At 73.3% G+C, this 23,605-nt stretch carries 20 protein-coding genes and 1 pseudogene; 13 read left to right on the top strand and 8 right to left on the bottom strand.

What is annotated here, in order from left to right; genetic code table 11:
- Window positions 1-185 precede the first annotated feature (185 nt).
- The 4 genes and pseudogenes from SNA_RS22940 to SNA_RS22925 all read left to right on the top strand — a co-directional run.
- Window positions 186-449: a hypothetical protein gene (locus SNA_RS22940; protein WP_037791008.1), complete on the top strand. Its 264-nt coding sequence runs from the start codon at window positions 186-188 to the stop codon at window positions 447-449.
- The gene (locus tag SNA_RS22935) at window positions 446-2,887 is read left to right on the top strand and encodes a heavy metal translocating P-type ATPase (RefSeq protein WP_078970109.1); all 2,442 of its coding nucleotides are present in this window, start codon (window positions 446-448) and stop codon (window positions 2,885-2,887) included. Before SNA_RS22940 ends, SNA_RS22935 begins: the two co-directional genes overlap by 4 nt.
- Window positions 2,875-3,363: a copper chaperone PCu(A)C gene (locus SNA_RS22930; protein WP_030067251.1), complete on the top strand. Its 489-nt coding sequence runs from the start codon at window positions 2,875-2,877 to the stop codon at window positions 3,361-3,363. Before SNA_RS22935 ends, SNA_RS22930 begins: the two co-directional genes overlap by 13 nt.
- A 31-nt stretch (window positions 3,364-3,394) precedes the next feature.
- Window positions 3,395-3,643: pseudogene (locus SNA_RS22925) on the top strand (MMPL family transporter); the annotation flags it as partial.
- A 77-nt stretch (window positions 3,644-3,720) separates the two neighbouring features.
- Here the strand turns inward: SNA_RS22925 and SNA_RS22920 are convergent.
- Window positions 3,721-4,323, bottom strand: coding sequence for a sigma-70 family RNA polymerase sigma factor (locus SNA_RS22920; RefSeq protein ID WP_044366446.1), 603 nt, complete (start codon window positions 4,321-4,323; stop codon window positions 3,721-3,723).
- A 49-nt stretch (window positions 4,324-4,372) separates the two neighbouring features.
- On the opposite strand from SNA_RS22920, the gene SNA_RS22915 reads away from it, so the two are divergent.
- Window positions 4,373-4,615 carry a zf-HC2 domain-containing protein gene (locus tag SNA_RS22915; RefSeq protein ID WP_044366444.1) on the top strand — a complete coding sequence of 81 codons (243 nt, stop codon included), beginning with the start codon at window positions 4,373-4,375 and terminating at the stop codon, window positions 4,613-4,615.
- Window positions 4,616-4,737: 122 nt separating this feature from the next.
- On the opposite strand, the gene SNA_RS22910 is transcribed toward SNA_RS22915, so the two are convergent.
- Window positions 4,738-5,451, bottom strand: coding sequence for a hypothetical protein (locus SNA_RS22910; RefSeq protein WP_030067248.1), 714 nt, complete (start codon window positions 5,449-5,451; stop codon window positions 4,738-4,740).
- A gap of 162 nt (window positions 5,452-5,613) precedes the next feature.
- On the opposite strand from SNA_RS22910, the gene SNA_RS22905 reads away from it, so the two are divergent.
- From SNA_RS22905 to SNA_RS22895, 3 genes are all read left to right on the top strand, one after another.
- Entirely contained in the window at window positions 5,614-6,360 is a 747-nt protein-coding gene (locus tag SNA_RS22905) for a Clp protease N-terminal domain-containing protein (RefSeq protein ID WP_044366442.1), read from the top strand.
- Window positions 6,361-6,505: 145 nt separating this feature from the next.
- Window positions 6,506-7,105: a helix-turn-helix domain-containing protein gene (locus SNA_RS22900; RefSeq protein WP_030067246.1), complete on the top strand. Its 600-nt coding sequence runs from the start codon at window positions 6,506-6,508 to the stop codon at window positions 7,103-7,105.
- Window positions 7,106-7,213: 108 nt separating this feature from the next.
- On the top strand, window positions 7,214-9,280 hold the full coding sequence (locus tag SNA_RS22895; protein ID WP_044366440.1) for a SpoIIE family protein phosphatase: 2,067 nt from the start codon (window positions 7,214-7,216) through the stop codon (window positions 9,278-9,280).
- Between the two features lie 24 nt (window positions 9,281-9,304).
- On the opposite strand, the gene SNA_RS22890 is transcribed toward SNA_RS22895, so the two are convergent.
- The 4 genes from SNA_RS22890 to SNA_RS22875 form a co-directional block, all read right to left on the bottom strand.
- Window positions 9,305-10,180, bottom strand: coding sequence for a serine hydrolase (locus SNA_RS22890; RefSeq protein WP_030067243.1), 876 nt, complete (start codon window positions 10,178-10,180; stop codon window positions 9,305-9,307).
- 189 nt (window positions 10,181-10,369) lie between these two features.
- A complete protein-coding gene (gene aspA, locus SNA_RS22885; protein ID WP_044366437.1) occupies window positions 10,370-11,776 on the bottom strand; it encodes an aspartate ammonia-lyase in 1,407 nt (468 codons plus the stop codon).
- A 39-nt stretch (window positions 11,777-11,815) separates the two neighbouring features.
- Window positions 11,816-12,862, bottom strand: coding sequence for an asparaginase (locus SNA_RS22880; protein ID WP_044366435.1), 1,047 nt, complete (start codon window positions 12,860-12,862; stop codon window positions 11,816-11,818).
- A gap of 100 nt (window positions 12,863-12,962) precedes the next feature.
- Window positions 12,963-13,706: a FadR/GntR family transcriptional regulator gene (locus tag SNA_RS22875; protein WP_030067239.1), complete on the bottom strand. Its 744-nt coding sequence runs from the start codon at window positions 13,704-13,706 to the stop codon at window positions 12,963-12,965.
- A gap of 274 nt (window positions 13,707-13,980) precedes the next feature.
- On the opposite strand from SNA_RS22875, the gene SNA_RS22870 reads away from it, so the two are divergent.
- The 4 genes from SNA_RS22870 (at window position 13,981) to SNA_RS22855 (ending at window position 19,952) form a co-directional block, all read left to right on the top strand.
- Window positions 13,981-14,784, top strand: a complete 804-nt coding sequence (locus SNA_RS22870; protein ID WP_198535115.1) for an IclR family transcriptional regulator — start codon at window positions 13,981-13,983, stop codon at window positions 14,782-14,784.
- Between the two features lie 256 nt (window positions 14,785-15,040).
- Window positions 15,041-17,602: a GcvT family protein gene (locus SNA_RS22865; RefSeq protein WP_030067236.1), complete on the top strand. Its 2,562-nt coding sequence runs from the start codon at window positions 15,041-15,043 to the stop codon at window positions 17,600-17,602.
- Between the two features lie 25 nt (window positions 17,603-17,627).
- Window positions 17,628-18,782 (top strand): N-methyl-L-tryptophan oxidase, encoded by a 1,155-nt coding sequence (gene solA / locus SNA_RS22860; RefSeq protein WP_030067235.1) that lies wholly within the window; start codon window positions 17,628-17,630, stop codon window positions 18,780-18,782.
- Window positions 18,783-18,824: 42 nt separating this feature from the next.
- Window positions 18,825-19,952 carry an aromatic ring-hydroxylating oxygenase subunit alpha gene (locus SNA_RS22855; RefSeq protein ID WP_030067234.1) on the top strand — a complete coding sequence of 376 codons (1,128 nt, stop codon included), beginning with the start codon at window positions 18,825-18,827 and terminating at the stop codon, window positions 19,950-19,952.
- 16 nt (window positions 19,953-19,968) lie between these two features.
- Here SNA_RS22855 and uriT read toward each other — a convergent pair whose 3' ends face one another.
- Window positions 19,969-21,408 carry a uridine transporter UriT gene (uriT, locus tag SNA_RS22850; protein ID WP_044366428.1) on the bottom strand — a complete coding sequence of 480 codons (1,440 nt, stop codon included), beginning with the start codon at window positions 21,406-21,408 and terminating at the stop codon, window positions 19,969-19,971.
- On the bottom strand, window positions 21,405-22,355 hold the full coding sequence (uriH, locus tag SNA_RS22845; RefSeq protein WP_030067233.1) for a uridine-preferring nucleoside hydrolase UriH: 951 nt from the start codon (window positions 22,353-22,355) through the stop codon (window positions 21,405-21,407). The genes uriT and uriH overlap by 4 nt, the downstream gene beginning before the upstream one ends.
- 246 nt (window positions 22,356-22,601) lie before the next feature.
- Here uriH and SNA_RS22840 point away from each other — a divergent pair, with 246 nt between their 5' ends.
- Window positions 22,602-23,603 (top strand): LacI family DNA-binding transcriptional regulator, encoded by a 1,002-nt coding sequence (locus tag SNA_RS22840; RefSeq protein ID WP_044366427.1) that lies wholly within the window; start codon window positions 22,602-22,604, stop codon window positions 23,601-23,603.
- The last annotated feature ends 2 nt before the right edge of the window (window positions 23,604-23,605 follow it).

Here is a 23,605-nt window from a genome sequence, read left to right as displayed (position 1 = left end):
CCCACAGAGGTCCCGCCCGGCCGCACCGCGCCGGGTGCGCAAACCCAGGTAGTCGGCGCGGCGGGCGGCCCGGTTCCGGCCGGTACGAGGGAGAAACCTCACGCGTCGCCCGGGGGACTTTTGAGCCTTCGAACCCGCCGTGGCCTGCCAGGATGCGCATCTCCACCCCCAACTCAGGAGCGGCGATGACTCCCTCTCCGGTCCCCGCGGTCTCTTCGGCCGACCGCAGCCGGCCCGCGCTTCCCCCGGCCGTCCGGCGCCTCCTGCCCGCCCGGTCCGTTGTGGGCTTCCTCGCCCTCCTGGCGGTGCTCTTCGTGCTCGCGTACGGAGCCGGCGCCGCCGCCGGACCGGTCGCGCCGGGCCTGCACCCCCAGGGCGGCACCCGCACCCAAGTCCCCGGGCCCGCCGGAGACATGGGCCGGATGCCCGGGATGGGCGGCGCACGATGACGGCCGCACCCCCGCCCGGAACCGCGCCGCCCGTGCCCTCCCGTACCACCACCCTCACCGTCGGCGGGATGACGTGCGCCGCCTGCGTCGGCCGGGTCGAGCGGAAACTCGGGCGGCTGGACGGCGTATCGGCCTCGGTGAACCTGGCCACCGGCCGGGCCCGCGTCAGCCATCCGGTGACGCTGCCGGTCGACGACCTCATCGCCACCGTCGAGGCGGCCGGTTTCACCGCGCAGCTGCCCGAACCGGCGGCGCAGCCGGCCGGCGAGGGCGGGGCGCACGGCGAGCGGACCGGCGGCGCGCACACCACGCAGCCCCCGGCCGGGGACGACACCACCCGCGCCGAACGCCACCGCCTCCTGGTGACGGCCCTGCTCTCGCTCCCTGTCCTGGCCCTGTCCATGGTCCCCGCCTGGCAGTTCCGCCACTGGCAGTGGCTGTGCTTCGTGCTCGCCGCCCCCGTCGCCGTCTGGGGCGCCGCCCCCTTCCACACCCGTGCGCTGCGCGGCCTGCGGCACGGCGCCGCGACCATGGACACCCTGGTCTCCCTCGGTGTGGCCGCCTCCTTCGGCTGGTCCGTCTACGCCCTGTTCCTCGGCGGCGCCGGTGCGCCCGGTATGACCATGCCGTTCACCCTGCTGCCCACGGCCGGCGACCCGGGCGCGCAGCTGTATCTGGAAGCGGCCGTGGGCGTGGTGCTGTTCGTGCTGGCCGGGCGCCGGATGGAGGCCAGGGCCCGGCGCGGCACCGGCTCCGCGCTGCGCTCGCTGGCCGCGCTCGCCGCCAAGGACGTGGCGGTACGCCGGGACGGGACCGAACACCGCATTCCGGTGGACCGGTTGCGCGTCGGCGAGCTGTTCCTCGTACGGCCGGGGGAGAAGGTGGCCACCGACGGCACCGTCACGGAGGGCCGTTCGGCCCTGGACCTGTCGCTGGTCAGCGGGGAGAGCCGGCCGGTCGAAGCCGGGCCGGGTACACGGGTGGTCGGGGGCGCGGTCAACTCGGGCGGGCTGCTGGTGGTCCGGGCCGACGCGGTCGGCGCCGATACCCAACTCGCCCGGATCACCCGGCTGGTGGAGGACGCCCAGACCGGCAAGACCGCGGTGCAGCGGCTCGCCGACACGGTCGCGGCCGTCTTCGTCCCCGCCGTGCTGACCGTCTCGGTCACGGTCCTGGGATTCTGGCTCGGCGCCGGAGCGGCTCCGCAGGCCGCCGTCACCGCGGCCGTCGCGGTCCTGGTCGTCGCCTGCCCCTGCGCCCTGGGCCTGGCCACCCCGACCGCGCTGCTGGCCGCCACCGGGCGCGGCGCCCAGCTCGGGATCCTGGTCAGCGGTCCGCGGGCCCTGGAGCGGCTGCGCCGCATCGACACCGTCGTCCTGGACAAGACCGGCACCCTGACCACCGGCGCCATGAGCGTCACCGCCCTCACCCCGCGCGCCGACGGCCTCGCCGCGGCCGAGACCCTCCGCCTGGCCGCGGCCGTGGAGCACGGTTCCGAACATCCGCTGGCGCGGGCGGTCACCGCCCATTTCCGTGGCCTGGGCGACCAACCGCTGCCATCCGTACGGGACTTCGGCGCCACCCCCGGCGAGGGCGTCCGCGGGACGGCGGACGGGCGCCGGGTGACCGTCGGCCGTCCGCCCGGCGATCCGGCCGGCCTTCCGGCGCCGCTGCCCGAGGCCGTACGGGAGGCCGAGGCCGCCGGGCACAGCGCGGTCCTGGTCACCGTGGACGGCACCCCCGAGGCGGTGCTCGCCGTCGGCGACGCGCTGCGCCCCGATGCCTACCGGGCCGTCGACCATCTGCGCCGCCTGGGCCTGCGGCCCGTTCTGGCCACCGGGGACCGCGAGGCCACCGCCCGCGCCGTGGCCGGACATCTCGCCGTCACCGAGATCCATGCCCGCGCCACCCCGCAGGACAAGGCCGCCCTGGTCACCACCCTGAAGGAACGGGGCGGCCGGGTCGCCGTGGTGGGCGACGGGGTCAACGACGCCGCGGCCCTGGCATGCGCCGATCTCGGCATCGCCATGGGCAGCGGCACCGACGCCGCGATCGGCGCCGCGGACGTCACCCTCGTCCGCGAGGACCTCCAGGCCATCGCCGACGCGGTACGGCTGGCCCGCCGCACCCTGGCCACCATCCGCGCCAACCTCGTCTGGGCCTTCGGCTACAACCTCGTCACCGTGCCGCTGGCCGCCGTCGGCCTGCTCGATCCGATGCTCGCCGCCGCCGCGATGTCCGCCAGTTCGCTGCTGGTGGTGGGCAACAGCCTCCGCCTACGGGCCTGGCAGCCGGCGCGACAGGCAACGGGACTCGCCAGGCAGGCAACGGGATCCGCCCGGCAGGCAACGGGATCCGCCCGGCAGGCCATGGGGCCCGCCCGGCGCTCCCGCCGCCCCCGTACGTCCGCTCCCGGGGAGACCTCATGCACCTCGTGAACCTCATGAACCGCCTGCGGACTGCCGCCGTACCGCTGCTCGTCTGGCTGGTCACACTGGGCGCCCTCACCGCCTGGACCGCCACCGGCAACGCCGGCACCCCCGCACGCCTCCGCGCCGCCGAGGGCCGGGTGCTGATTCCCTACGGCACGGAGTCCACCGCCGCGTTCTTCACCCTGCGCAACACCGGCACCGCGAACGACGTCCTCACCGGCGTCACCGCCCCGCCCGGACGTCGCGCCATGCTCAGCCGCACCGTCGACATCGGGCGCAACGCAGGCCGGATGGAGATGGCCGGTGCCGTCACCGTTCCGGCGGGCGGCACCCTGCGGATGACCCCGTCCGGCCTGGACGTCATGGTCACCCCGCCGCCCCGGCTCGCACCGGGCGACCGCCTCACCTTCACCCTCCACTTCCGCGACAGCCCGCCGCTGACCGTCCGGGCGCGGGCGGTCAGGACGCTCGCCGGGCGATGACGGGGGCGCGGGGGACAGCACACCCCTCGCCCTCACCAGCGCCGGACTGCTGCTCGCCGTCGTGGTCGGCGGATTCGCCTTCTCCGCCGTCGTCTTCCTGAAGACGATCGGCGTCGGCCTCGTCCTGGCCGTCGCCCTCGACGTGCTGGTCGTCCGAGCCCTGCTGCTGCCCGCCGTCCTGGGCCTGCTGGGCCATCGCGCCTGGCGCTCCCCGCTGCGCCGCGGGCGGGGCGTCCGGCCGTCCGCCGCTCCCGCGCCCGAGGCCGGGGTACGCCTCTGAGCGGCCCCCAGCCGACGGCCCCCGCACCGGACGGACCGGTGCGGGGGCCGAGGCGACGGAGGTGGCCTGACGGGCCGTCAGGCCACTGCGTCGGCGAGGGCGCGCGACCGGTCGTCGGCGGCGGGCTCCCAGGCCCGTTCCGCCTCCGCCAGGTGCGCGATCAGCGTCTCCCGCGCCCGCGCCACCCGGGACCGGACGGTCCCCACGGGAGTGCCCATCACCCCGGCGGCCGCCGCATACGGCAGCCCCAGCAGCTGCGTCAGCACGAACGCCTCGCGCCGCCCCGGTCCCAGCGCCGACAGCAGCTCCGTCAGGGCGACGCCCTCGTCGAAGCCCGGCACCCCGCGCGGCTGCACCCGTTCCGCCGCCGACTGCCAGTCGTCGGTGGCCGCCAGCCGGGGCCGTACGGCCAGCGCACGGATCCGGTCCGCCACCACCCGCCGGGCGATCGTCAGCAGCCAGGTCCGCGCCGAGGACCGGCCCTCGAATCCCGGCAGACTGCGCAACGCCCGGACATAGGTGTCCTGCACCAGATCGTCGGTGGCCTGCGGATCGCCGCTCAGATGCGTCACATAGCGCCGTACGTCGAGCTGGGTGGCCCGTACGAACTGCTCCACGGCCCGTTCGTCACCGCCGCGGGCGGCCAGCGCCCACCGCGTCACCGCCTCGTCATCCCGCATGGCGCGACCGCCCCTCGCCGCCCGTCCGCGCGTCGGGGAGGATGGGCCCATGCACTGCGCGCGCATCCGTACGGCCCTCTCCGCCCGCCTCGACGGCGAGCAACTGCCGCCCGGCGTCACCGACCGCCGGCTCGACGCCCATCTGTCGGGCTGCGCGGGCTGCCGCCAGTGGCAGGCGCGGGCACGGGAGCTGGCGGCGGACCTCGGCCGGGCCGCCGTCGCCGCCGAGGGCGATACGGCGTCGGCCGAGGCGCTGCTGGACCGTCTGCGGTCGCGGTCGGCGTCCGGCTGACGGGTCGCCGCAGCGCCCCGTCCGGACAGGAGTCATCGCACACATCATTCGGAGTCCTCGGGAGTCCATGGCATGATCCGGCCGCCGCGCGGGCGGCCGGTGAAGGGAGTTCGACCGTGCTGTCAGACGACAGCCGGCTCCCGCGGAGGACCCCGCAACGACCTCGTATGGGCCAGCAGCAGTCGGCGCACCGCACGCCGCGGCTCCTGCCGGGCGCGCCGTACGGCAGGCGGCGTCTCGGGCAGAACGATGCGCAGCACCAGCGTCAGCGGCGGGAACACCCGTGCCGACACGGCCCGTACCAGCCGGAACGCCGCCCGTTCACCGCCCCACAGCCACCATGCGCTCAGCACGGCGATCAGGAGGTGGACGGCGAGCATGCCGGCCGCGTCGCCGCCCATCGCATGCATCCCGTGGGCGGCGGGCGTCCGGCCCGTGCCCGCCATGGCGTCCATGCCCGGCATCCCGGCCATGTCCCGGTGTGCCGCGGCGATGTCGGCCGGCGACATCCCCTGCGCACCGCACAGCCAGGTGTTCGCCCACTGCTGGGCCAGTGACGCCCGCTCGGCCCCCGCGCCGGCCAGCGCCTGGCCCAGGGAGAACGCGCTGTGCAGGGCGGCCTGGGTGCCGACGGTCAGCAACCCCACCAGCAGCGGGCCGCGTTCGCGCCCGGCCAGCAGCCAGGCGCCGGACGCGGTGGCCGCGCCGGCCGTGAGCAGCATCCACCCGGGCACCGCGGTATCCGACATCGCCATGTGTCCGAGCGCAGCGAGCAGCACACACACCGCGGCGAACACCGCGGCGCGCAGCCCCCGAAGTATCTGCCCCGCATCCATGACCTGCACATCGTCCCACCCCGCCCGCCGGACCCGACGAGAGGGTCAGGCGGTGTGCACGGACCGCGCCTCGGCCACGTTCGCCGTCAGCCGGAGGGAGCGGTGTCGACGATCGTCAACCAAGGGTTGACGTTCCCCTGGTCGTCAACCTATGGTTGACGCATGGGGAATTCAGACCGCACAACGAATCCGGTCCGCCTCGACGATCTGATCGAGGCCATCAAGAACGTCCACACCGACGCACTCGACCAGCTCTCCGACGCGGTGCTCGCCGCCGAGCACCTCGGCGATGTGGCCGACCATCTGATCGGCCACTTCGTGGACCAGGCGCGCCGTTCGGGCGCGTCCTGGACGGAGATCGGCACGAGCATGGGCGTCAGCAAGCAGGCGGCACAGAAGCGCTTCGTGCCCAAGGGATCCGGCGAACCGGCGGACTTCGATGCGCAGCAGGCGTTCGGCCGCTACACCCCGCGGGCGCGCAAGGCCGTGGTGGCGTCCCAGGAGGCGGCCCGCGCGGCCTCCCACGACACCATCCGTCCCGAGCATCTGCTGCTGGGGGTGCTGACCGAGCCGGACGGGATCGGGGCCAGGGCGCTGGTGGAGCAGGGGGCGAGTGCGGACGCCGTCCGCGAGGCCGCCACCGCGGCGCTGCCGCCCGCGGCCGAGGAGCTGCCGGCCCTGATCCCGTTCGACGCGCAGGCGAAGAAGGCGCTGGAGCTCACCTACCGCGAGGCCCTGCGCCTGGGCCACAACTACATCGGCACCGAGCACATCCTGCTCGCCCTGCTGGAACGCGAGGCCGGTACGGGCGTCCTGTCCGGCCTCGGCATCACCAAGGCGGCCACCGAGACCGCGGTCAACGACGTCATGACCGCGGCCATGCAGGACCGCGACCGGAACGAATCCTGACGTCCGAGCCCTCCCGCCGACGCGGGTGACGCGGGCGGCGCCGTCCGGACGGCGCCGCCCGCGTCGGGTGCTCGGTCCGCCCCTCCCTGTCCATAATCGACAACCCCTATTGCCGTTTCGGGGACGACCATGTCCAATGGGCGCCATGGAGCCCGCACCCGCCATCGCCCAGGTCCTCGACGAGGTCGGCCCGCGCCTCAAGCGGTTGCGTACGCAGCGCGGCGTCACCCTCGCCGCCCTCTCCGAGGCCACCGGCGTCTCCAAGAGCACCCTGTCCCGCCTGGAGTCCGGGCAGCGCCGCCCGAGCCTGGAACTGCTGCTGCCCATCGCCCAGGCCCATCAGGTGCCGCTGGACGAACTGGTCGGCGCGCCCGAGGTCGGCGATCCCCGGGTGCGGATCACGCCCCGGACCGTGAACGGCACCACCGTGCTGCCGCTGTCCCGCCAGCCCGGCCCGCACCAGACCTACAAGATGGTGCTCCCGCCCACCCGCAAGACCCCCGAGCCGTGCACCCACGAGGGCTATGAGTGGCTCTATGTCATCTCCGGCACGCTCCGGCTGGTCCTGGCCGACCACGATCTGACCCTGGAACCGGGCGAGGCCGCCGAGTTCGAGACCCGGCTGCCGCACTGGTTCGGCACCACCGGCGAGGGGCCCGTGGAGGTCCTGAGCATCTTCGGCCGCCAGGGCGAGCGGATGCATATCCGCGCCAAGCCCCGCCGCCGTGCCGCGGCCGACCGCTGACCACGCCCCCGCGCCCGGCAGCGGCGACCGTGCTGCGCATTCGCCCGGGTCCGGGGGACCATGGATGGACCGCGAGGTGCGCGTTCACCGGCGGAGGGAGTGCCTGCGATGAGTACAGGGGTCCCCTTCGGCTCCGCGGACGGGCAGTGGGCGTCCGGGTCGGCGGAGCGCAGCGGGCTGCTGGATCTGCTCGGCGTGGCGGCGGTGGTCCTGGACGCCGAGGGCCGGATCGTGCTGTGGAGCCCGCAGGCCGAGGCGCTGTTCGGCTATACGGCGCAGGAGGCGCTGGGCCACCACGCGGGACCGCTGCTGGTCCCTCCCCAACATCTTGACCTGGTGCTTCGGCTGTTCACCGAGGTGATGGGGACGGGCGAGGTCTGGGCCGGGTCCTTTCCCGTACGCCGCAAGGACGGCAGCATGCCGCTGGTGGAGTTCCGCAACATGCGGCTGCTGGACGACCGCGGCGACTTCTATGCGCTGGGCATCGCCACCGACGAGGCGACGCTCAGCCAGGTGGAACGGGATGTGGCGCTGTCCACGCGGCTGGTGGCGCAGTCCCCGATCGGGGTGGCCGTCCTCGACACCGATCTGCGCTATCTGGCCGTCAACCCGGCGCTGGAGCGGATGAACGGCATCCCGGCCAAGGACCATCTCGGCCGTACGGTCCACGAAGTGCTGCCGTTCCTGGACGCCGCGGAGATCGAGGCCGCACTGCGGCAGGTCCTGGAGACCGGCCGCCCCCTGGTCGACGAGTACACCGTGGGCCGCACCCCCGCCGATCCCGGCCACGATCACACCTGGTCGGTCTCCTACTACCGGCTGGAGGACCCCGCCGGGCGGGTCCTGGGCGTGGCGGGCCTGCTGGTGGATGTCACCGACCGGCAACGGGCCGCCACGGAGGCGGCCCGCGCCCGGTGGCGCCTGGCCGTGATCGCCGACGGCTCGTCCCGTATCGGCACCACGCTGGAAGTGGACCGCACCGCCCACGAACTGGCCGATGTCGCGGTGCCCGAACTGGCCGACGTGGCGGCGGTGGACGTCCTCGACTCCGTTCTGGAAGACCGCCGGCCCGCCGAGCCCGGCGCCCGCCCCGCGCTCTTCCGGGCCCTCGCCGTGAAGGCCGCCTACCCCAGCGAGGCGGTCCGCGCCGCCGACCCGCCCGGCCACCTCGCCCGCTACGGGGCCGACCGGCTGGTCACCCAGTGCGTACGGACCGGGCGCCCCATCCTGGTCCCGCATGTCGACGACCGGGACCTCGCCCGGATCGCCCGCGACCCCGAGGCCGCAGCCCTCCTGGCCCGCGCCGGCGTCCACACCTACCTGACCACGCCGCTGATCGCCCGCGGCGGGGTGCTCGGCGCGCTGTGCCTGACCCGCGCCCGTAATCCCGAGCCCTTCGACGAGGACGATCTGACCCTGGCCGGTGAACTGGCCGACCGGGCCGCCGTCTGCATCGACAACGCCCGCCTCTACCAGAGCCTGCGCGACGCCGCCGTCACCCTCCAGCGCAGCCTGCTGCCCGGCCGCCCGCCCCAGCGGACCGGCCTGGAGATCGCCACCCGCTACCGGCCCGCCGGCACCACCCTGGAGGTCGGCGGCGACTGGTTCGACGTCATTCCCCTCGTCGCCGACAAGACCGCGCTCGTCGTGGGCGATGTGATGGGCAGCGGCATCAACGCCGCCACCACCATGGGACGGCTGCGCACCGCCACCTCCACGCTGGCCGACCTCGACATCCCGCCGGCCGGCGTCCTGCGGCACATCGACAAGATCACCGCCGATCTGGACCAGTACGCCACCTGCGCCTATGCCGTCTACGACCCGCACCGCGCCGCCTGCCGCATCGCCGTCGCCGGACATCTGCCCCCGGTGCTGATGCGCACCGGCGAGCCGCCCCGGTTGCTGGATCTGCCCACCGGCGTGCCGCTCGGCGTGGGCGGCGTCCCCTTCGAGGACACCACCTTCGACCTGCGCCCCGGCGACCGGCTGGTCCTCTACACCGACGGCCTGGTCGAGACCCGCCACGACCCCCTCGACGAGCGCCTGGCGCTGCTGCTGCGCCTGCTGGACGCCCCCGACCGTTCGCTGGAGGAGACCTGCGACCGCCTCCTGGAGGCCCTGCGCGATCCGGACGACCACGACGACGTCGCCGTCCTCATCGCCCGGCTGCGCTGACGCGGCGCGGGCGACGCCCGACCGCTACGACGTCAGATCGCGCTGGATCAGCCGCGCGGCCGCCTCGATGGTGGCCACGCCGTCCTGCATGGTGCGGTTGCCGTGCGAGAGGACCGCGATGCCGTAGTCATGGCCGCCGCCGGTGAAGACGCCGACGCTGTGCACCCGCCAGCCGTTGGTCTTGCGGGGCAGCCAGCCGTTCTTGACGTGCACGGTGGCCGTGGCGGGCGCCCCCGCGGGCACCCCCCACTGCTGGTCCGCCTCGACCCGGTGCATCAGGTCCAGGGCGTAGGCCCGGTCGGCCGGGGTCAGGACGTCGTTCTCCGACGTCAGCAGCCGCAGCAGCGACAGCTGGTCGTCCGCGGTGATCTGGGTGAGCCCCCACGAGCCGCCCGTGCCCGGCACCGTGTCGTGCATCTCCGCAAGATCCAGGAACCGCTCGACCCCGGCGAGCCCGATCTCGTGCCAGAGGGCGTCGGTCGAGGCGTTGTCCGACTTGGTGATCATGGCGGTGGCCCAGCGGTCCTCCTGCGCCGTGAGGCGACGGTGCGCCTCGTCGGCCCGGTGCAGCAGCGCCCCGAGCACCGTGACCTTGACCACGCTCGCGGAGTCGAAGTGCTCGGCGGCGCGGTAACGGCAGGTGGTCCCGGTGGTCCGGTCGTAGAGGGCCATGGCCGACTGGCCCTTGCGGCCGTCGAGGGCGGCCGCTATGTCGTGCGACAGCGTGGAGGCGAGTCCGGGCTTGTCCGAACTGCACTCCACCTGCGAGGCGCCCGCGGGGGAACTGGCGGTGCTCGCCATCGCGGGGGTCGCCGCACTGACGACCGTGAGCAGCGTGCCGGCCGCCACGACCGCGGCCAGGCCGCGTCGGGCACGGCGAGACGTGAGCGATGCGCGCATGAGGGACATCCGTTCCGGCCGTCCGATGTGCCATGGATTACGGCACATTTCCGTAAAGGGACGACGGTGACGATACGGGGACCGGCCGCGACCACCCTCAAGAAACGGGCGTAATGTCCGGAATTGTCGGCGCCATTGATCTGTGACATTCGCCAAATCGGCGGCGCCGACCACGGCGGCGGGCGGCGCCTACTGCCCCGCCAGCACCTCCGGCCGCAGCAGATCCGCCAGCCGGTCGGCCGGCAGCAGGCCCCTTTCCAGGACAAGTTCGGCCACGCCGCGCCCGGTGGCCAGCGCCTCCTGGGCGATGGTGGTCGCGGCGGTGTAGCCGATGTGCGGGTTGAGCGCCGTGACCAGGCCGATGGAGTTCTCCACCGTCGCGCGCAGCGCCTCGGTGTTGGCGGTGATGCCCGCGACGCAGCGGTCGGCCAGGGTGCGGCAGGCGGCTCCCAGGTGGGGGATGCTCTCCGACAGGGAGTGCAGGATGATCGGCTCGAACGCATTGAGCTGGAGCTGACCGGCCTCCGCTGCCATGGTGATGGTGACGTCGTTGCCGATCACCTCGAAGGCGACCTGGTTGACGACCTCGGGGATCACCGGGTTGACCTTGCCGGGCATGATGCTCGAACCCGCCTGCACCGGCGGCAGATTGATCTCCCCGAGCCCGGCCCGCGGACCGGACGAGAGCAGCCGCAGGTCGTTGCAGCTCTTGGAGAGCTTGACGGCGATGCGCTTGAGGACGCCCGAGAGATGGACGAACGCCCCGCAGTCCTGGGTGGCCTCGACGAGGTTGGCCGCGGTGACCAGCGGCAGGCCGGTGAGCGCGGCCAGATGGCGGCGGGCCGCCTCCGCATAGCCCTCCGGGGCGTTGAGACCGGTGCCGATGGCGGTGGCGCCGAGGTTGATCTCGTGGATGAGCAGCGCGGCCTCGGCCAGCCGGCTCTGGTCCTCCTCCAGCATCACCGCATACGCGGAGAACTCCTGGCCCAGCGTCATCGGCACGGCGTCCTGGAGCTGGGTGCGCCCCATCTTGAGGACGTCGCGGAACTCCTCGGCCTTGGCGGCGAAGGTCTCGCGCAACAGGCCCATCGCCTCAAGGAGTTCGCGGACGGCGATGACCGTGGCCACCTTGACCGCGGTCGGGTAGACGTCATTGGTGGACTGGCCGAGGTTGACGTCCTCGTTGGGGTGCAGACTGCCGTAGTCGCCCTTGGCGCGGCCCAGGATCTCCAGGGCGCGATTGGCGATGACCTCATTGGCGTTCATGTTCGTCGACGTACCGGCGCCGCCCTGGATGACGTCGACGACGAACTGGTCGTGCAGCAGGCCCTGTTCCCGGATCTCCCGGCAGGCGGCCGCGATGGCGTCGGCCTTCTCGGGGGCGAGCAGCCCGAGGTCCTGGTTGGCCCGCGCGGCGGCTTCCTTGACGGCGGCGAGGGCGTTGATCAGGTGCGGGTAGGCGGAGATCGCCGTCCCGGTGACGGGGAAGTTCTCCGTGGCGCGCAGGGTGTGCACGCCCCAGTAGGCGTCGGCGGGTATGTCCCGGTCGCCCAGGAGATCGTGTTCGCGGCGGTGGCCGGGGCAGGCGGCGGTCATGGTGCGGGTGTCCTTTGCGGGAGAGGGGTGGGGGAGCGGCTACGGGGCGGAGTGCGGGGCCAGCGTGCCCGCGGCGCGCAGGGAACCGACCGGCTCACCGCCGCCGATGACCGGTGCGGCGGCGAAGGGGGCCAGGATCCGGGGGTCGAGCCCGCAGCGTTCCAGGGCCGCGGCCGTCACCGGCATCCGGGCGCGGTCGGCGCCGTCGGCTATCTTCACGCCGACCGCCCGGCCGTCCGGCAGCGCCGCGATCTGTACGCCCTCGAAGCCGTCCTTGGCGATCATCCCGGGTATCGCCCGCATCAGCCGGGTGACGTCCCGCCCCTCCCCGGCGATCATCTCCGGGTGCGCGCGCATGGCGGCCGCGATCCGGCCCTCGTCGGTGTCCGGTGCGGCGGTCGCGAGCCGGGCCGCCGCCCTGGTCAGACCGTGCAGCGAGACGGCGAACAGCGGCGCCCCGCAGCCGTCGACCGTGACGTGGGCGATGCCCTGTCCGGTCAGGTCCTCCACCGCCGCGGCCAGCTCCCACTGGAGCGGATGCCCGGGATCGAGGTAGCTGTCCAGGCACCAGCCCCGTGCCTGGGCGGTGATCAGCATCGCGGCGTGCTTGCCGGAGCAGTTCTGCGCGAGCCGGGTGGGGCCCAGGCCGCGCCGCAGCCACTCCTCCCGTTCCTCGGCGCCGTACGGCAGATCCGGGACGTTGCGCAGTGCGTCCTCGGTCAGCCCGGCCGACCGCAGCAGCCGCCGGGCCGCCGAGAGGTGGACCGCCGCGCCGGAGTGGCTGGCGGCGGTCAGCGCCAGCGAGGCGTCGTCCAGCGGCGGCAGCCCCGCCCGCAGCAGACCGACCGCCTGAAGCGGCTTGAGCGCCGAGCGGGGGTAGAACGCCGCCTCGATGTCGCCCGCCTGGAATTCCACGCTGCCGTCGGCCGCCAGCACGACGACCGAGCCGTGGTGGACCCCTTCGACGAGACCGCCGCGCACCATATGGGCGACGGGCGCATGGGCCGGTTCGCGCACATCGGGCGGCGCGCCCGGCGTGCGGCGGGTGGACGACGGCGGTGACTGCCGAAGGGACTGTTCGCTCATGCCGAAACCTCGCTTCGCTCGGCCCCGCATTCGCGAGGCGCGCACCTCTTGATTGTTCTCCCCCAGCCTCCGGCCGGGGGGACCCCCACGCTCCGCTCGCTCACGCCTGGTCCTCTGCGTCGGGGGAGGGGGAGGGGGCCGTACGGTGGGCCGGCCGCACGATGGTGGACAGCGTCGACTCGACGCGGGCGAGGTGGTGGGCCATCGCCTCGGCGGCGTCCTGCTCGGACCGGTCGGTCAGCGCCTCGACGATCGCCCGGTGCTCGCGATTGGACTGCTCGCGCCGTCCGCCGAGTTCGTTGAGGAAGGCCGACTGACGCGCCAGCGCATCGCGGATCTCCTCGATGACCCGCCGGAAGACCGGATTGCGCGCCGCCTGGGCGATGGCCAGATGGAAGAGGGTGTCCATCGCGACCCAGGCCGTGGTGTCGGTCTCCCGCTCCATCCGCTCCAGCAGATGGGTCAGGTGATCGAGGTCCTCGGGCGTATGGCGCACGGCGGCGTACCCGGCCACCGGGATCTCCACATGGCGGCGCACCTCCAGCAGATCGCTGGCCGCGTAGTCGCCGAAGGTGGGGTCGGCGACCGCGCCGTCGGAGACGACGAAGGTGCCCTTGCCGGTGCGCGAGACGGTGAGCCCCATGGTCTGGAGCGCCCGCAGGGCCTCGCGCAGGACGGGCCTGCTCACTTCCAGTCGTCGGCACAGCTCCGCCTCGGACGGCAGCTTGTCCCCGACCGCGTAGTCGCCGCGCTCGATCGCGCCGCGGAGGTGGCCGAGCACCGCCTCCATCGCGCTGACACGCCTCGGCATCTCGCCAGCTGTCTGGCTGTCTGACAGGTTCACCCCGGGATAGTCGACCCGACGGGGGCGGGGTGTCAAGCGGGCCGGTGGACGCCGCCCCGTCGGACACCGGCCGGGCCGCCGTCGGTGACAGATCGAATGAAGTGGCGCACAGCGGGCAGTCGACCAGACACCCCCTGCGCGGGGCGCCGGGCGAGGCCCGGCGGTGCGGGCGGATGTCGTCGATGGCGCAGCGCTCTCCGTCGGCGTGGACCACGACGACCGAAGGAGCGGAATCGATGCGGCGAGGGCACTGGCAGAGGGCGGGGTCGGCGCGATGACCGACACGGCGGCGGAGCGGGTGGCGCCCAGGGCGGCGAAAGGGCCGGCCGGTGCGGTGCAGTCGGTGGACCGCGCGGTGAGCGTCCTGGAGATCCTCGCCCGGCACGGAGAGGCCGGGGTGACCGAGGTCGCCGACGAGCTGGGCGTGCACAAATCGACCGCGTTCCGGCTGCTCGGGGTGCTGGAGAACCGGGGGCTGGTCGCGCAGGAGCAGGAGCGCGGCAAGTACTACCTGGGCGCGGGGGTGCTGCGGCTGGCCGGGGCGGCCGCCGTACGGCTGGACATCTCGCAGGAGGGCGCCCCGGTGTGCCGGGGCCTCGCCGACGAGCTGGGCGAAACGGTCAATATCGCGGTGCTGGACAAGACCGCCGCCGTCAACATCATGCAGGCCCGCGGCCCGGCCTCGGTCACCGCGCAGAACTGGCTCGGCCGGCGGACCCCGCTGCACGCCACCTCCAGCGGCAAGACGCTCCTCGCCCATCAGCCGGATGCGGTCCAACAAGCCTATCTGGCACGGAAGTTGCCCCGGCTGACCGAGCGGACGCTCACCTCGCCCGCGGCGCTGCGCCGGGAGCTGGCGGAGGTGGTCGACCGCGGATACGCGCTGGCCATCGAGGAGTTGGAGCTGGGGCTGCGTGCGGTGGCCGCGCCGGTACGGGCGCACGACGGGACGGTCATCGGGGCGATCAGCGTGTCGGTGCCCGCCTACCGGCTGGCCGAGGACCGGCTCGCGGAGGTGGTCAAGCGCACCGTCGTCGCCGCGGCGGAGCTCTCGCGGCGGATGGGATACGCCTGTTGAGCGGCTGAGGCGCAAGGGGCGAGCGAAGCGAGGTGGGGGTCCCCCGGCAGACGGCTGGGGGAGGGGCGCGGGGCCGGAGCGGCTGCTTCGGCCCCGCCGCCGTGTCCGCGTCCGTAACCGGCCTTTTGTGACGAGCCGTCCCGGGCCTCTTGACGCTGCCGAGGCGCCGCTTTCACGATGTCTCCCGGCGCGCGATGTCTCCTATCGCGCAACCAGTCGTGCAGTGCGCAACACTGGCGTCGCCAGGAGGAGGGCCATGTCCCGTACGCCCGCACACCGATCCCGCGTGGTCGTCATCGGCGCCGGCATCGTCGGCTGCTCCCTCGCCGACGAGCTGACCGCCCGCGGCTGGAGTGAGGTCACCGTCCTCGAACAGGGCCCGCTCCCGGCCCCCGGCGGCTCCACCTCACACGCCCCCGGCCTGGTCTTCCAGACCCATCCGGCCAAGACCATGACCGAGTTCGCCGCCTACACCGTCCGGAAGTTCGGCTCCCTCGACGCCGACGGACTGCCCTGTTTCCTCCCCGTCGGCGGCCTCGAAATCGCCACCACCGAAGCCCGCTGGGCAGATCTGCACCGCAAGGCCGGACTCGCCGCCTCCTGGGGCGTACGCGGCGAACTGCTCACCCCGCAGCAGTGCAAAAAGCTGTGGCCGATGCTGGACGAGACCCGCCTGCACGGCGGCTTCCACACCCCCGACGACGGCCTGGCCCGCGCCCTGCCCGCCTGCCGCGCCCAGATCGCACGGGCCGAGAGCCGCGGCGCCCGCTTCCTCGACCGGCACACCGTCACCGGCCTCGAAAAGGCGGACGGCCGCATCACCGCGGTGGTCACCGACCGCGGCACCTTCCCCGCCGACCACGTCGTCTCCGCCGCCGGATTCTGGGGCCCGGTGATCGGGGCGATGGCCGGTGTGGACGTCCCGCTGCTGCCGCTGGCCCACCAGTACGCCACGACCGCACCGCTGCCCGAACTGACCGGCGCCCACGCCCCGGGCACCGAGGCGATCCGGCCGATCCTGCGCTTCCAGGACCGCGATCTGTACTTCCGCGAGCATCTCGACCCCTCCGGGAGCCGCCTGGGCATCGGCTCCTACGCCCACCGCCCGATGCCCGTCGACCCCCTCAGGGTCCCTGCCTACGACGAGGCTCCCCCAAGCTCACAGCTGCGTTCGAGCAGGAGGGACCCCCACCTCATGCCGTCCTCGCTGCCGTTCACCGAGGAGGACTTCGCCCCGAGTTGGCAGGACGCCCTCGACCTGCTGCCCGCGCTGGCCGAAGCCACCGTCGAGCGCGGCTTCAACGGCGTCTTCTCCTTCACCCCCGACGGCATGCCCCTCCTCGGCGAATCCCGTGAGCTGCGCGGATTCTGGCTGGCCGAGGCGGTCTGGGTCACCCATTCCGCGGGCGCCGCCAAGGCCGTCGCCGAGTGGATGACCGACGGCCGCCCCGCCGCCGACCTCCACGAATGCGAGGTCGCCCGCTTCGAGGACGCCCAGCGCTCACCCGCCTACACCGCCGATCGCGGCGCCCAGAACTTCGTCGAGGTCTACGACATCATCCACCCGCTCCAGCCCATGGAGCACCCCCGCCCACTGCGCACCAGCCCCTTCCATCCCCGTCAGCAGGAACTCGGCGCGTACTTCCTGGAAGGCGGCGGCTGGGAGCGCCCGCACTGGTACGAGGCCAACGCCCCGCTCGCCGACGGCATCCGCCTCCCCGAGCGCGACGCCTGGTCGGCCCGGTACTGGTCGCCGATCGCCGCCGCCGAGGCGCGGGCGACACGGGAGCGGGTCGCCCTCTACGACATGACTCCGCTGCGCAGACTGGAGGTCACCGGCCCCGGCGCCCTGGACTTCCTCCAGCACATGACCACCAACAACGTCCGCAAAAAGCCCGGCGCGGTCACCTACACCCTCCTCCTGGACGAGTCCGGCGGCATCCGTTCCGACCTCACCGTCGCCCGCCTGGCCCACGACCGCTTCCAGATCGGCGCCAACTCCCCTTCCGACCTGGACTGGTTGCTGCGCCATGCGCCCGCCGGAGTTCACCTTCGCGACGTCACCTCCGGCACCTGCTGCATCGGCGTATGGGGGCCGCTCGCCCGCGACCTCGTCCAGCCGCTCACCCGCGACGACTTCTCCCACGAGGGCTTCGGCTACTTCCGCGCCCGGCAGACCTACCTCGGCCATGTGCCGGTGACGGCGCTGCGGCTGAGTTACGTCGGCGAGCTGGGCTGGGAGCTGTACACCACCGCCGACCTGGGCCTGAGGCTGTGGGACACGCTGTGGGAGGCGGGCCGGGAGCACGGGGTGATCGCCGCCGGGCGCAGCGCGTTCAACAGCCTGCGGCTGGAGAAGGGATACCGCGCCTGGGGCGTGGACATGACCGACGAGCACACCCCGTACGAGGCGGGCCTCGGCTTCGCCGTCCGCCGGGACAAGGAGTTCCTGGGACGGGCGGCACTGGACGACGCCCCGCTGGCCCGTACGCTGACGCCCCTCCTCCTCGACGACCCGGCGGCGGTCGTCCTCGGCAAGGAACCGGTGTATTCCCCCACTCTCGACTCCTCCCCCACTCTCGACTCCGCTCGAGCGGGGGGACCCCCATGCACGGGAGGTGCCCCCATCCATGCCGTGGCCGGTTACGTCACCAGCGCCGCCTACGGCTACACCCTCGGCCGCTGCATCGCCTACGCCTGGCTGCCGCCGCTCGCCCCCGGCACGGGCGTCCATATCGAGTACTTCGGTGCGCGGCTCCCCGCGACCGTCGCCGAAGAGCCGCTGTTCGACGCGAAGATGACCCACATCCTGACGTGAGCGCAGTCGCCGCGAGGAGGCCACCATGTCCCCCACCCATGACGTGATCGTGATCGGTCTCGGCGGTATGGGCAGCGCCGCTGCCCACCATCTGTCCGCACGGGGAGCCCGCGTGCTCGGCCTGGAGAAGTTCGGCCCGGTCCACCACCGCGGCTCCAGCCACGGCGGTTCGCGCCTCACCCGGCAGTCCTACTTCGAGGACCCCGCCTATGTGCCGCTGCTGCTGCGCGCGTACGAGCTGTATGCGGAGGTGGAGCGGGCGACCGGCCGGGAGATCGCCACCCTGTGCGGCGGGGTGATGGTCGGACGCCCCGCCTCGCGGACGGTGGCCGGTTCCCTGCGCTCGGCCCTCCAGTGGGATCTGCCCCACGAGATGCTGGACGCCCCGGAGATCCGCCGTCGTTTCCCGACCCTGACCCCGCACGACGACGAGGTCGCGCTGTACGAGCGGCGGGCGGGCCTGGTCCGCCCCGAGAACCTGGTTGCCGCGCACCTCCAGCTCGCCACCCGGCAGGGCGCCGCGCTGCACTTCGACGAGCCGATGGTCCGCTGGGAGCCCTACCGCGACGGCGTGCGCGTCCACACCGCCGAAAACACCTACACCGCGGGCCAGTTGGTGATCTGTCCGGGCGCCTGGGCGCCGCAGCTGCTCACCGACCTCGGGGTGCCGTTCACCATCGAGCGGCACCTCATGTACTGGTTCCAACCGCGCGGCGGAATCCGCCCGTTCCTGCCCGCGCACCACCCCGTCTACATCTGGGAGGACGCGGCGGGGGTCCAGGTCTACGGCTTCCCCGCGATCGACGGACCGGACCTCGGCGCCAAGGTCGCCTTCTTCCGCAAGGGCACCGTCTGCACTCCCGAGACCATCGACCGCACGGTGCACGACCACGAGGTGGCGGCCATGGCGGACCGGATGTCCGGCTGCCTCCCCGATCTGCCCGGCACCTTCCTCAAGGCCGCCACCTGCATGTATTCCAACACTCCCGATGAGCACTTCGTCCTCGCCCGGCATCCCGCGCACCCGGACTCGGTCACCGTGGCCTGCGGGTTCTCCGGGCACGGCTTCAAGTTCGTGCCCGTCGTCGGCGAGATCCTCGCCGACCTGGCCCTGACCGGTGCCACCGCGCACCCCATCGGCCTGTTCGACCCGCACCGCCTCGCCGCCGCGCCCGCCTGAGTCCGCCCCGGAGGCGAGCTCGATCACACCAGGAGTACGCCCGTGACGACGACCCCGACGTCCCCCACCCTGATCGCCACCCTCGCCGGCCACCACTACACCGACCCCGGCCTCTTCCGTCAGGAGCAGGAGAAGATCTTCGAGCGGCTGTGGTGCTGCGCGGTGCGCGCCGCCGACCTGGAGCGGCCGGGCGCCTTCCGTACGGTGCCCATCGGCCGGGAGAGCGTACTGATCACCCGCAACCGCTCGGGCGCGCTGCGCGCCTTCCTCAACGTCTGCCGGCACCGCGGCGCGCAGCTGTGCACCGACGAGTCCGGCGAGGTCCGCCGCAGCCTCCAGTGCCCCTACCACGCCTGGACCTACGACCTCGACGGCCGCCTGGTGGCCGCCCCCAACCTCCGGAAGATGCCCGACCTCGACCGCACCGCCCGCGGTCTGGTCGCCGTCCCGCTGCGCGAATGGCTGGGGTATGCCTGGGTGTGCCTCGCCGATCAGCCGCCGTCGTTCGAGGAGACGGTGATCGGCGCGGCGGCCGAACGGCTGGGCGACGCCGCCGCCCTGGACCGCTACGGCACCGAGCGCCTCGCCCTCGGCAAGCGGATCACCTACGACGTGCGGGCCAACTGGAAGCTGATCGTCGAGAACTTCATGGAGTGCTATCACTGCGCGACCATCCACCCCGAACTGACCGAGGTGCTCCCGGAGTTCGCGGAGGGACTCGCCGCGCAGTGCTACGTCGGACACGGCGCGGAATTCGCCGAGGAGGCGGCCGGGTTCACCGTGGACGGCAGCGCGGGTTTCGGCCGGCTGCCGGGGATCGAGGACGCCCAGGACCGCCGCTACTACGCGGTCACCGTCCGCCCGCAGACGTTCCTCAACCTCGTCCCCGACCATGTCATCGTCCACCGGATGTTCCCGATGGCCGCCGACCGGACGCGCGTCGAATGCGACTGGCTGTATCTGCCGGAGGTCGTCGCCTCCGGCGCCGATGTCTCGCGGTCCGTCGAGCTCTTCCACCGGGTCAACGCCCAGGACTTCGCCGCCTGCGAGCGCACCCAGCCCGCCATGGACTCCCGCGCCTACCGCGACGGCGGGGTGCTGGTGCCCAGCGAGCACCACATCGGGGCCTTCCACGCCTGGGTCACCGCCTGTCTCGGGGACGGGCGGTGACCCGGTGGCGGCGTGCTCAGGCGGTGGTCTCGGCGGCCACCGGCTTGGGGATCAGGAACGACGTCGCGATGGCCAGGGCCATGATGACGACGCCCGCGATCATGCCGGCCGTGTACCCGGCGTGGGACGTGGCGTCCGCCGGGTCGCAGGCGGTCTTCACCGCGTACAGCAGCGCGAAGCTCAGGCCCGCGCCGAGGTTGAAGGCGCCCGCGTTCAGACCGGGCAGGAAGCCCGGGTTCTCGCGGGGGGACAGGACGATGCCCAGCCCGTTGAGGACGATGTTCGCCACGCCCGCGTAGGCGATGCCCACCAGGAGGGAGGCCGCCAGCAGCAGGAGACGCGAGTGGCTGCCGAGGGTGAGGAACATCAAGGCGACGGTCGCCACCGAGCCGACCAGGCCGCAGCGCAGCACACGGCGGTAGCCGAAGGTGGCGGCCAGCCGGCCGGCGACCGGGCCCATGGCGAGACCGGCCAGCGCGTACGGCGTCAGGGTCCACCAGGCGGACTGCTCGGCGCTCATGCCCAGTCCGGCCCGGGCGTCCTGCGCGAACGCCGGGATCAGGCCGTTCATCACGGCGAACACACCGGTCATGGTGAGCACGGTGGTCAGCAGCGTCGCCCAGGTGCCGCGCTGCTTGAGGTGCCGGGTGGCGACCAGCGGATGGCCGCTGGCGTTCTCGGTCCGCCAGAAGGCGGCGAACGCGGCCACGGCGACGACCAGGAGCACCGCGATCAGCGACCAGTCGGCCGCGGCGAGCTTGCCGGCCTCGTTCAGCGCGATCAGCAGCGCACCGATGGACACGACGAGGAAGGCGACGCCGGGCCAGTCCATACGGGTCGCCTCGGGCGCCTTGGACTCGGGCGTCAGGGTGGCGATCAGCGCCGTGGCCACCGCGGCGACCACCGCCATCGCCCAGAACACCGACTGGAAGCCGTGGTGGTCGGCGAGATAGCCGCCGGCCAGGGAGTCGACACCGGCGATACCGCCGTTGACGGCGGTGATCACGCCGAGCAGGGTGCCGTACCGCTTGGGCTCGGTGACCTCGACCCGCAGCATGATCAGACACAGCGGGACGACCGGACCGGAGGCGCCCTGGATGATGCGGCCGGCGAACAGCATCGGGACGCTGGTCGCCAGCGCGGCGACCACACAGCCCACGGCCATCAGGCCGAGCATGCCGGCCAGCACCTTGCGGCGGCCGACGACATCGCCCAGGCGCGGCAGGAACAGGGAGAACAGCGCCGCGGAGGTGAAGAACGCGGTCTGGGTCAGACCGATCTCCGCGGGGCTGGCGCCGAGGGTCTCCTGAATGCTGGTGAGCGCCGGGCTGAGCATGCTCGCATTGAGCTGGAACGCGAAACATGCCGCCAGCAGCGCGATGACCAGGACGGAGATCCGGACGCCGGATCCCTTGGCCGCCTCGGCCGGGCGGCGGTCGGTGGTCAGGGTGTTCATGCCGCGCCGCCCTCCCCGATCCGCTCCAGGGCGTCCACGATCAGGTTCCAGAACCGCTCGTGGTCGAGCGTGACGGCCACCTGGGTGGTGCAGTCGGCGGGCGCCGGCGCGCGGAAGTCCGTCACGGTCATCCCGAGGGTCAGCTCACCGCGCAGCTCGATGTCGACCGGGGCCTTGCGGACGGTCATCACGTCCGGGTCGATGACATAGGCGACCGCGCACGGGTCGTGCACCGGCGGGTGCTCGAAGCCCTGGTTCTCGCGGTACGCCTCGCGGAAGAAGTCCAGCAGCTCCAGGACGAAGCGCGCGGGCTCGGTGCCGACGGCGGCGATCTTCGCCTCGACCTCGGGGGTGGCCAGCGCCTGGTGGGTCAGGTCCAGGCCCACCATCGTGACCGGCCACTTCTCGTTGAAGACGATGTGGGCGGCCTCGGGATCGATCTTGATGTTGAACTCGGCGACCGCGCTCCAGTTGCCCTCGTGGAAGCCGCCGCCCATCAGCACGACCTCGCGCACCCGCTCCGCGATCCGCGGCTCCTTGCGCACCGCCATCGCGATGTTCGTCAGCCCCGCGGTCGGCACCAGGGTGATCTCGCCCGGTTCGTGTGCCATGACGGTGTCGATGATCAGGTCGACGGCGTGCCGCGGGTCCGGCGCGAACGCCGGCTCGGGCAGCTCGGGGCCGTCCAGACCGGTCTCGCCGTGGACCTCCGGCGCGATCTGGATGTCGCGTACGAGCGGACGCGGGCAGCCGGCGGCGAAGGGGACGCCGGTGATACCGGCGATGGTGGCCACGGACAGCGCATTGCGCGTGACCTTCTCCAGGAAGTGGTTCCCGACCACGGTGGTCACCGCGACCAGCTCGACGTCCGGATTGCCGTGCGCCAGCAGCATGGCGACGGCGTCGTCGTGCCCCGGGTCGCAGTCGAGAATGATCTTTCTGGCCAACGGAGGAGCCCCTTTGCTCTGCGGTGGTGGTGCGGGGGTGACGTCTCGTAGGCGCGCCCGCAGAAGGCTGCTACCCCGGGAAAACGTTCTCCGGGAATTTCGCCCATCGACCGGCCGAATGTCAACGGAGTGTGAGGCATATGACCTGCTGCTCATCGGCGCGGACGCGCTGGAAGGGCGGTGATAACGTTTGCCGCCACCCGGGCCCGACCCGGGTCCTGACCGAGCGCAAAGGGGCGCAGCAGCGTGGCCGAAGTGACCCTGAAGGACGTCGCACGGGCGTCCGGCTGCTCGGTGGCCACCGTCTCCCGCGTCCTGGCCGGCACCCGTCCGGTCGGCGCCGAAACCGCCCGCACGGTGCGCGAGGCCGCCGCACGCCTCGGCTACCGCCCCAACCAGGTCGCCCGCGCCCTGCGCAGCCGCTCCACCGGCACCGTCGGCCTGGTCCTGCCGCAGATCACCAACCCCTTCTTCCCTTCCCTGGTACGGGAGTTGGAGCACGCCCTGCACGCCGAGGGCCGCGCCGTCCTGCTCGCCGACTGCGATGACGACCCGCTGACCGAGGCCGCCCGGATAGGCGCCCTCCTGGACCGGCAGATCGATGCCCTGCTGCTGATCCCGGCCGACGAACACCACAGCCGGGACGCCGTCCTGGAGGCGGCCGCCCGCGTCCCGCTCGTCCTCCTGGACCGCGGCTGCGGCCCCGGTGTCGCCGACTCCGTCGCCGTCGACAACGCCGCCGGAATGGCCCTCGTCCTGGACCACCTGGCCGCCACCGGCCGCCGCCGCCCCTGTTTCATCGGCGCCGCCGGAACCGCGTCCACGGCCGTCGAACGGCGGGCGGCCTACGAGACCGGCGCCGCCGCCTTCGGCCCGCAGGCGCCCGGCCGCACCGAACTGGGTGACTTCTCCGTCGCCTGGGGCCGCGCCGCCGTCGACCGCCTGTGGCCCGCGCGCCCGGACGCCGTCGTCTGCGCCAACGACCTCATCGCCGTCGGCGCCCTCCAGCGGCTGCGCCAACTGGGCGCCGACGTCCCCGGCGAGGTCGCGGTCACCGGCTTCGACGACATCCCCCTGGCGGGCCTGGCCGACCCGGCCCTGACCACCGTCCGCCAGCCGGTCCCCGAACTCGCCGCCGAGGCCACCCGCCTGCTCACCCACCGCCCGGCCGGCTTCGCCTCCCGCCGGGCGGTACGCCTGACGCCCGAGCTCGTGGTGCGCGCCTCCAGCGCCGAGGGCGCCCGCTGATC

The organism is Streptomyces natalensis ATCC 27448, from assembly GCF_000935125.1.
GTDB lineage: Bacteria > Actinomycetota > Actinomycetes > Streptomycetales > Streptomycetaceae > Streptomyces > Streptomyces natalensis.
This window is presented reverse-complemented; position numbering and strand designations above follow the sequence as displayed.

What these genes read in the sequence shown, in the direction of transcription:
- SNA_RS22940 (WP_037791008.1), top strand. Translation starts at nt 186, where the DNA reads ATGACTCCCTCTCCGGTCCCCGCGGTCTCTTCGGCCGACCGCAGCCGG.
- SNA_RS22935 (WP_078970109.1), top strand. Translation starts at nt 446, where the DNA reads ATGACGGCCGCACCCCCGCCCGGAACCGCGCCGCCCGTGCCCTCCCGT.
- SNA_RS22930 (WP_030067251.1), top strand. Translation starts at nt 2,875, where the DNA reads ATGCACCTCGTGAACCTCATGAACCGCCTGCGGACTGCCGCCGTACCG.
- SNA_RS22920 (WP_044366446.1), bottom strand. Translation starts at nt 4,323, where the DNA reads ATGCGGGATGACGAGGCGGTGACGCGGTGGGCGCTGGCCGCCCGCGGC.
- SNA_RS22915 (WP_044366444.1), top strand. Translation starts at nt 4,373, where the DNA reads ATGCACTGCGCGCGCATCCGTACGGCCCTCTCCGCCCGCCTCGACGGC.
- SNA_RS22910 (WP_030067248.1), bottom strand. Translation starts at nt 5,451, where the DNA reads ATGGATGCGGGGCAGATACTTCGGGGGCTGCGCGCCGCGGTGTTCGCC.
- SNA_RS22905 (WP_044366442.1), top strand. Translation starts at nt 5,614, where the DNA reads ATGGGGAATTCAGACCGCACAACGAATCCGGTCCGCCTCGACGATCTG.
- SNA_RS22900 (WP_030067246.1), top strand. Translation starts at nt 6,506, where the DNA reads ATGGAGCCCGCACCCGCCATCGCCCAGGTCCTCGACGAGGTCGGCCCG.
- SNA_RS22895 (WP_044366440.1), top strand. Translation starts at nt 7,214, where the DNA reads ATGAGTACAGGGGTCCCCTTCGGCTCCGCGGACGGGCAGTGGGCGTCC.
- SNA_RS22890 (WP_030067243.1), bottom strand. Translation starts at nt 10,180, where the DNA reads ATGCGCGCATCGCTCACGTCTCGCCGTGCCCGACGCGGCCTGGCCGCG.
- aspA (WP_044366437.1), bottom strand. Translation starts at nt 11,776, where the DNA reads ATGACCGCCGCCTGCCCCGGCCACCGCCGCGAACACGATCTCCTGGGC.
- SNA_RS22880 (WP_044366435.1), bottom strand. Translation starts at nt 12,862, where the DNA reads ATGAGCGAACAGTCCCTTCGGCAGTCACCGCCGTCGTCCACCCGCCGC.
- SNA_RS22870 (WP_198535115.1), top strand. Translation starts at nt 13,981, where the DNA reads ATGACCGACACGGCGGCGGAGCGGGTGGCGCCCAGGGCGGCGAAAGGG.
- SNA_RS22865 (WP_030067236.1), top strand. Translation starts at nt 15,041, where the DNA reads ATGTCCCGTACGCCCGCACACCGATCCCGCGTGGTCGTCATCGGCGCC.
- solA (WP_030067235.1), top strand. Translation starts at nt 17,628, where the DNA reads ATGTCCCCCACCCATGACGTGATCGTGATCGGTCTCGGCGGTATGGGC.
- uriT (WP_044366428.1), bottom strand. Translation starts at nt 21,408, where the DNA reads ATGAACACCCTGACCACCGACCGCCGCCCGGCCGAGGCGGCCAAGGGA.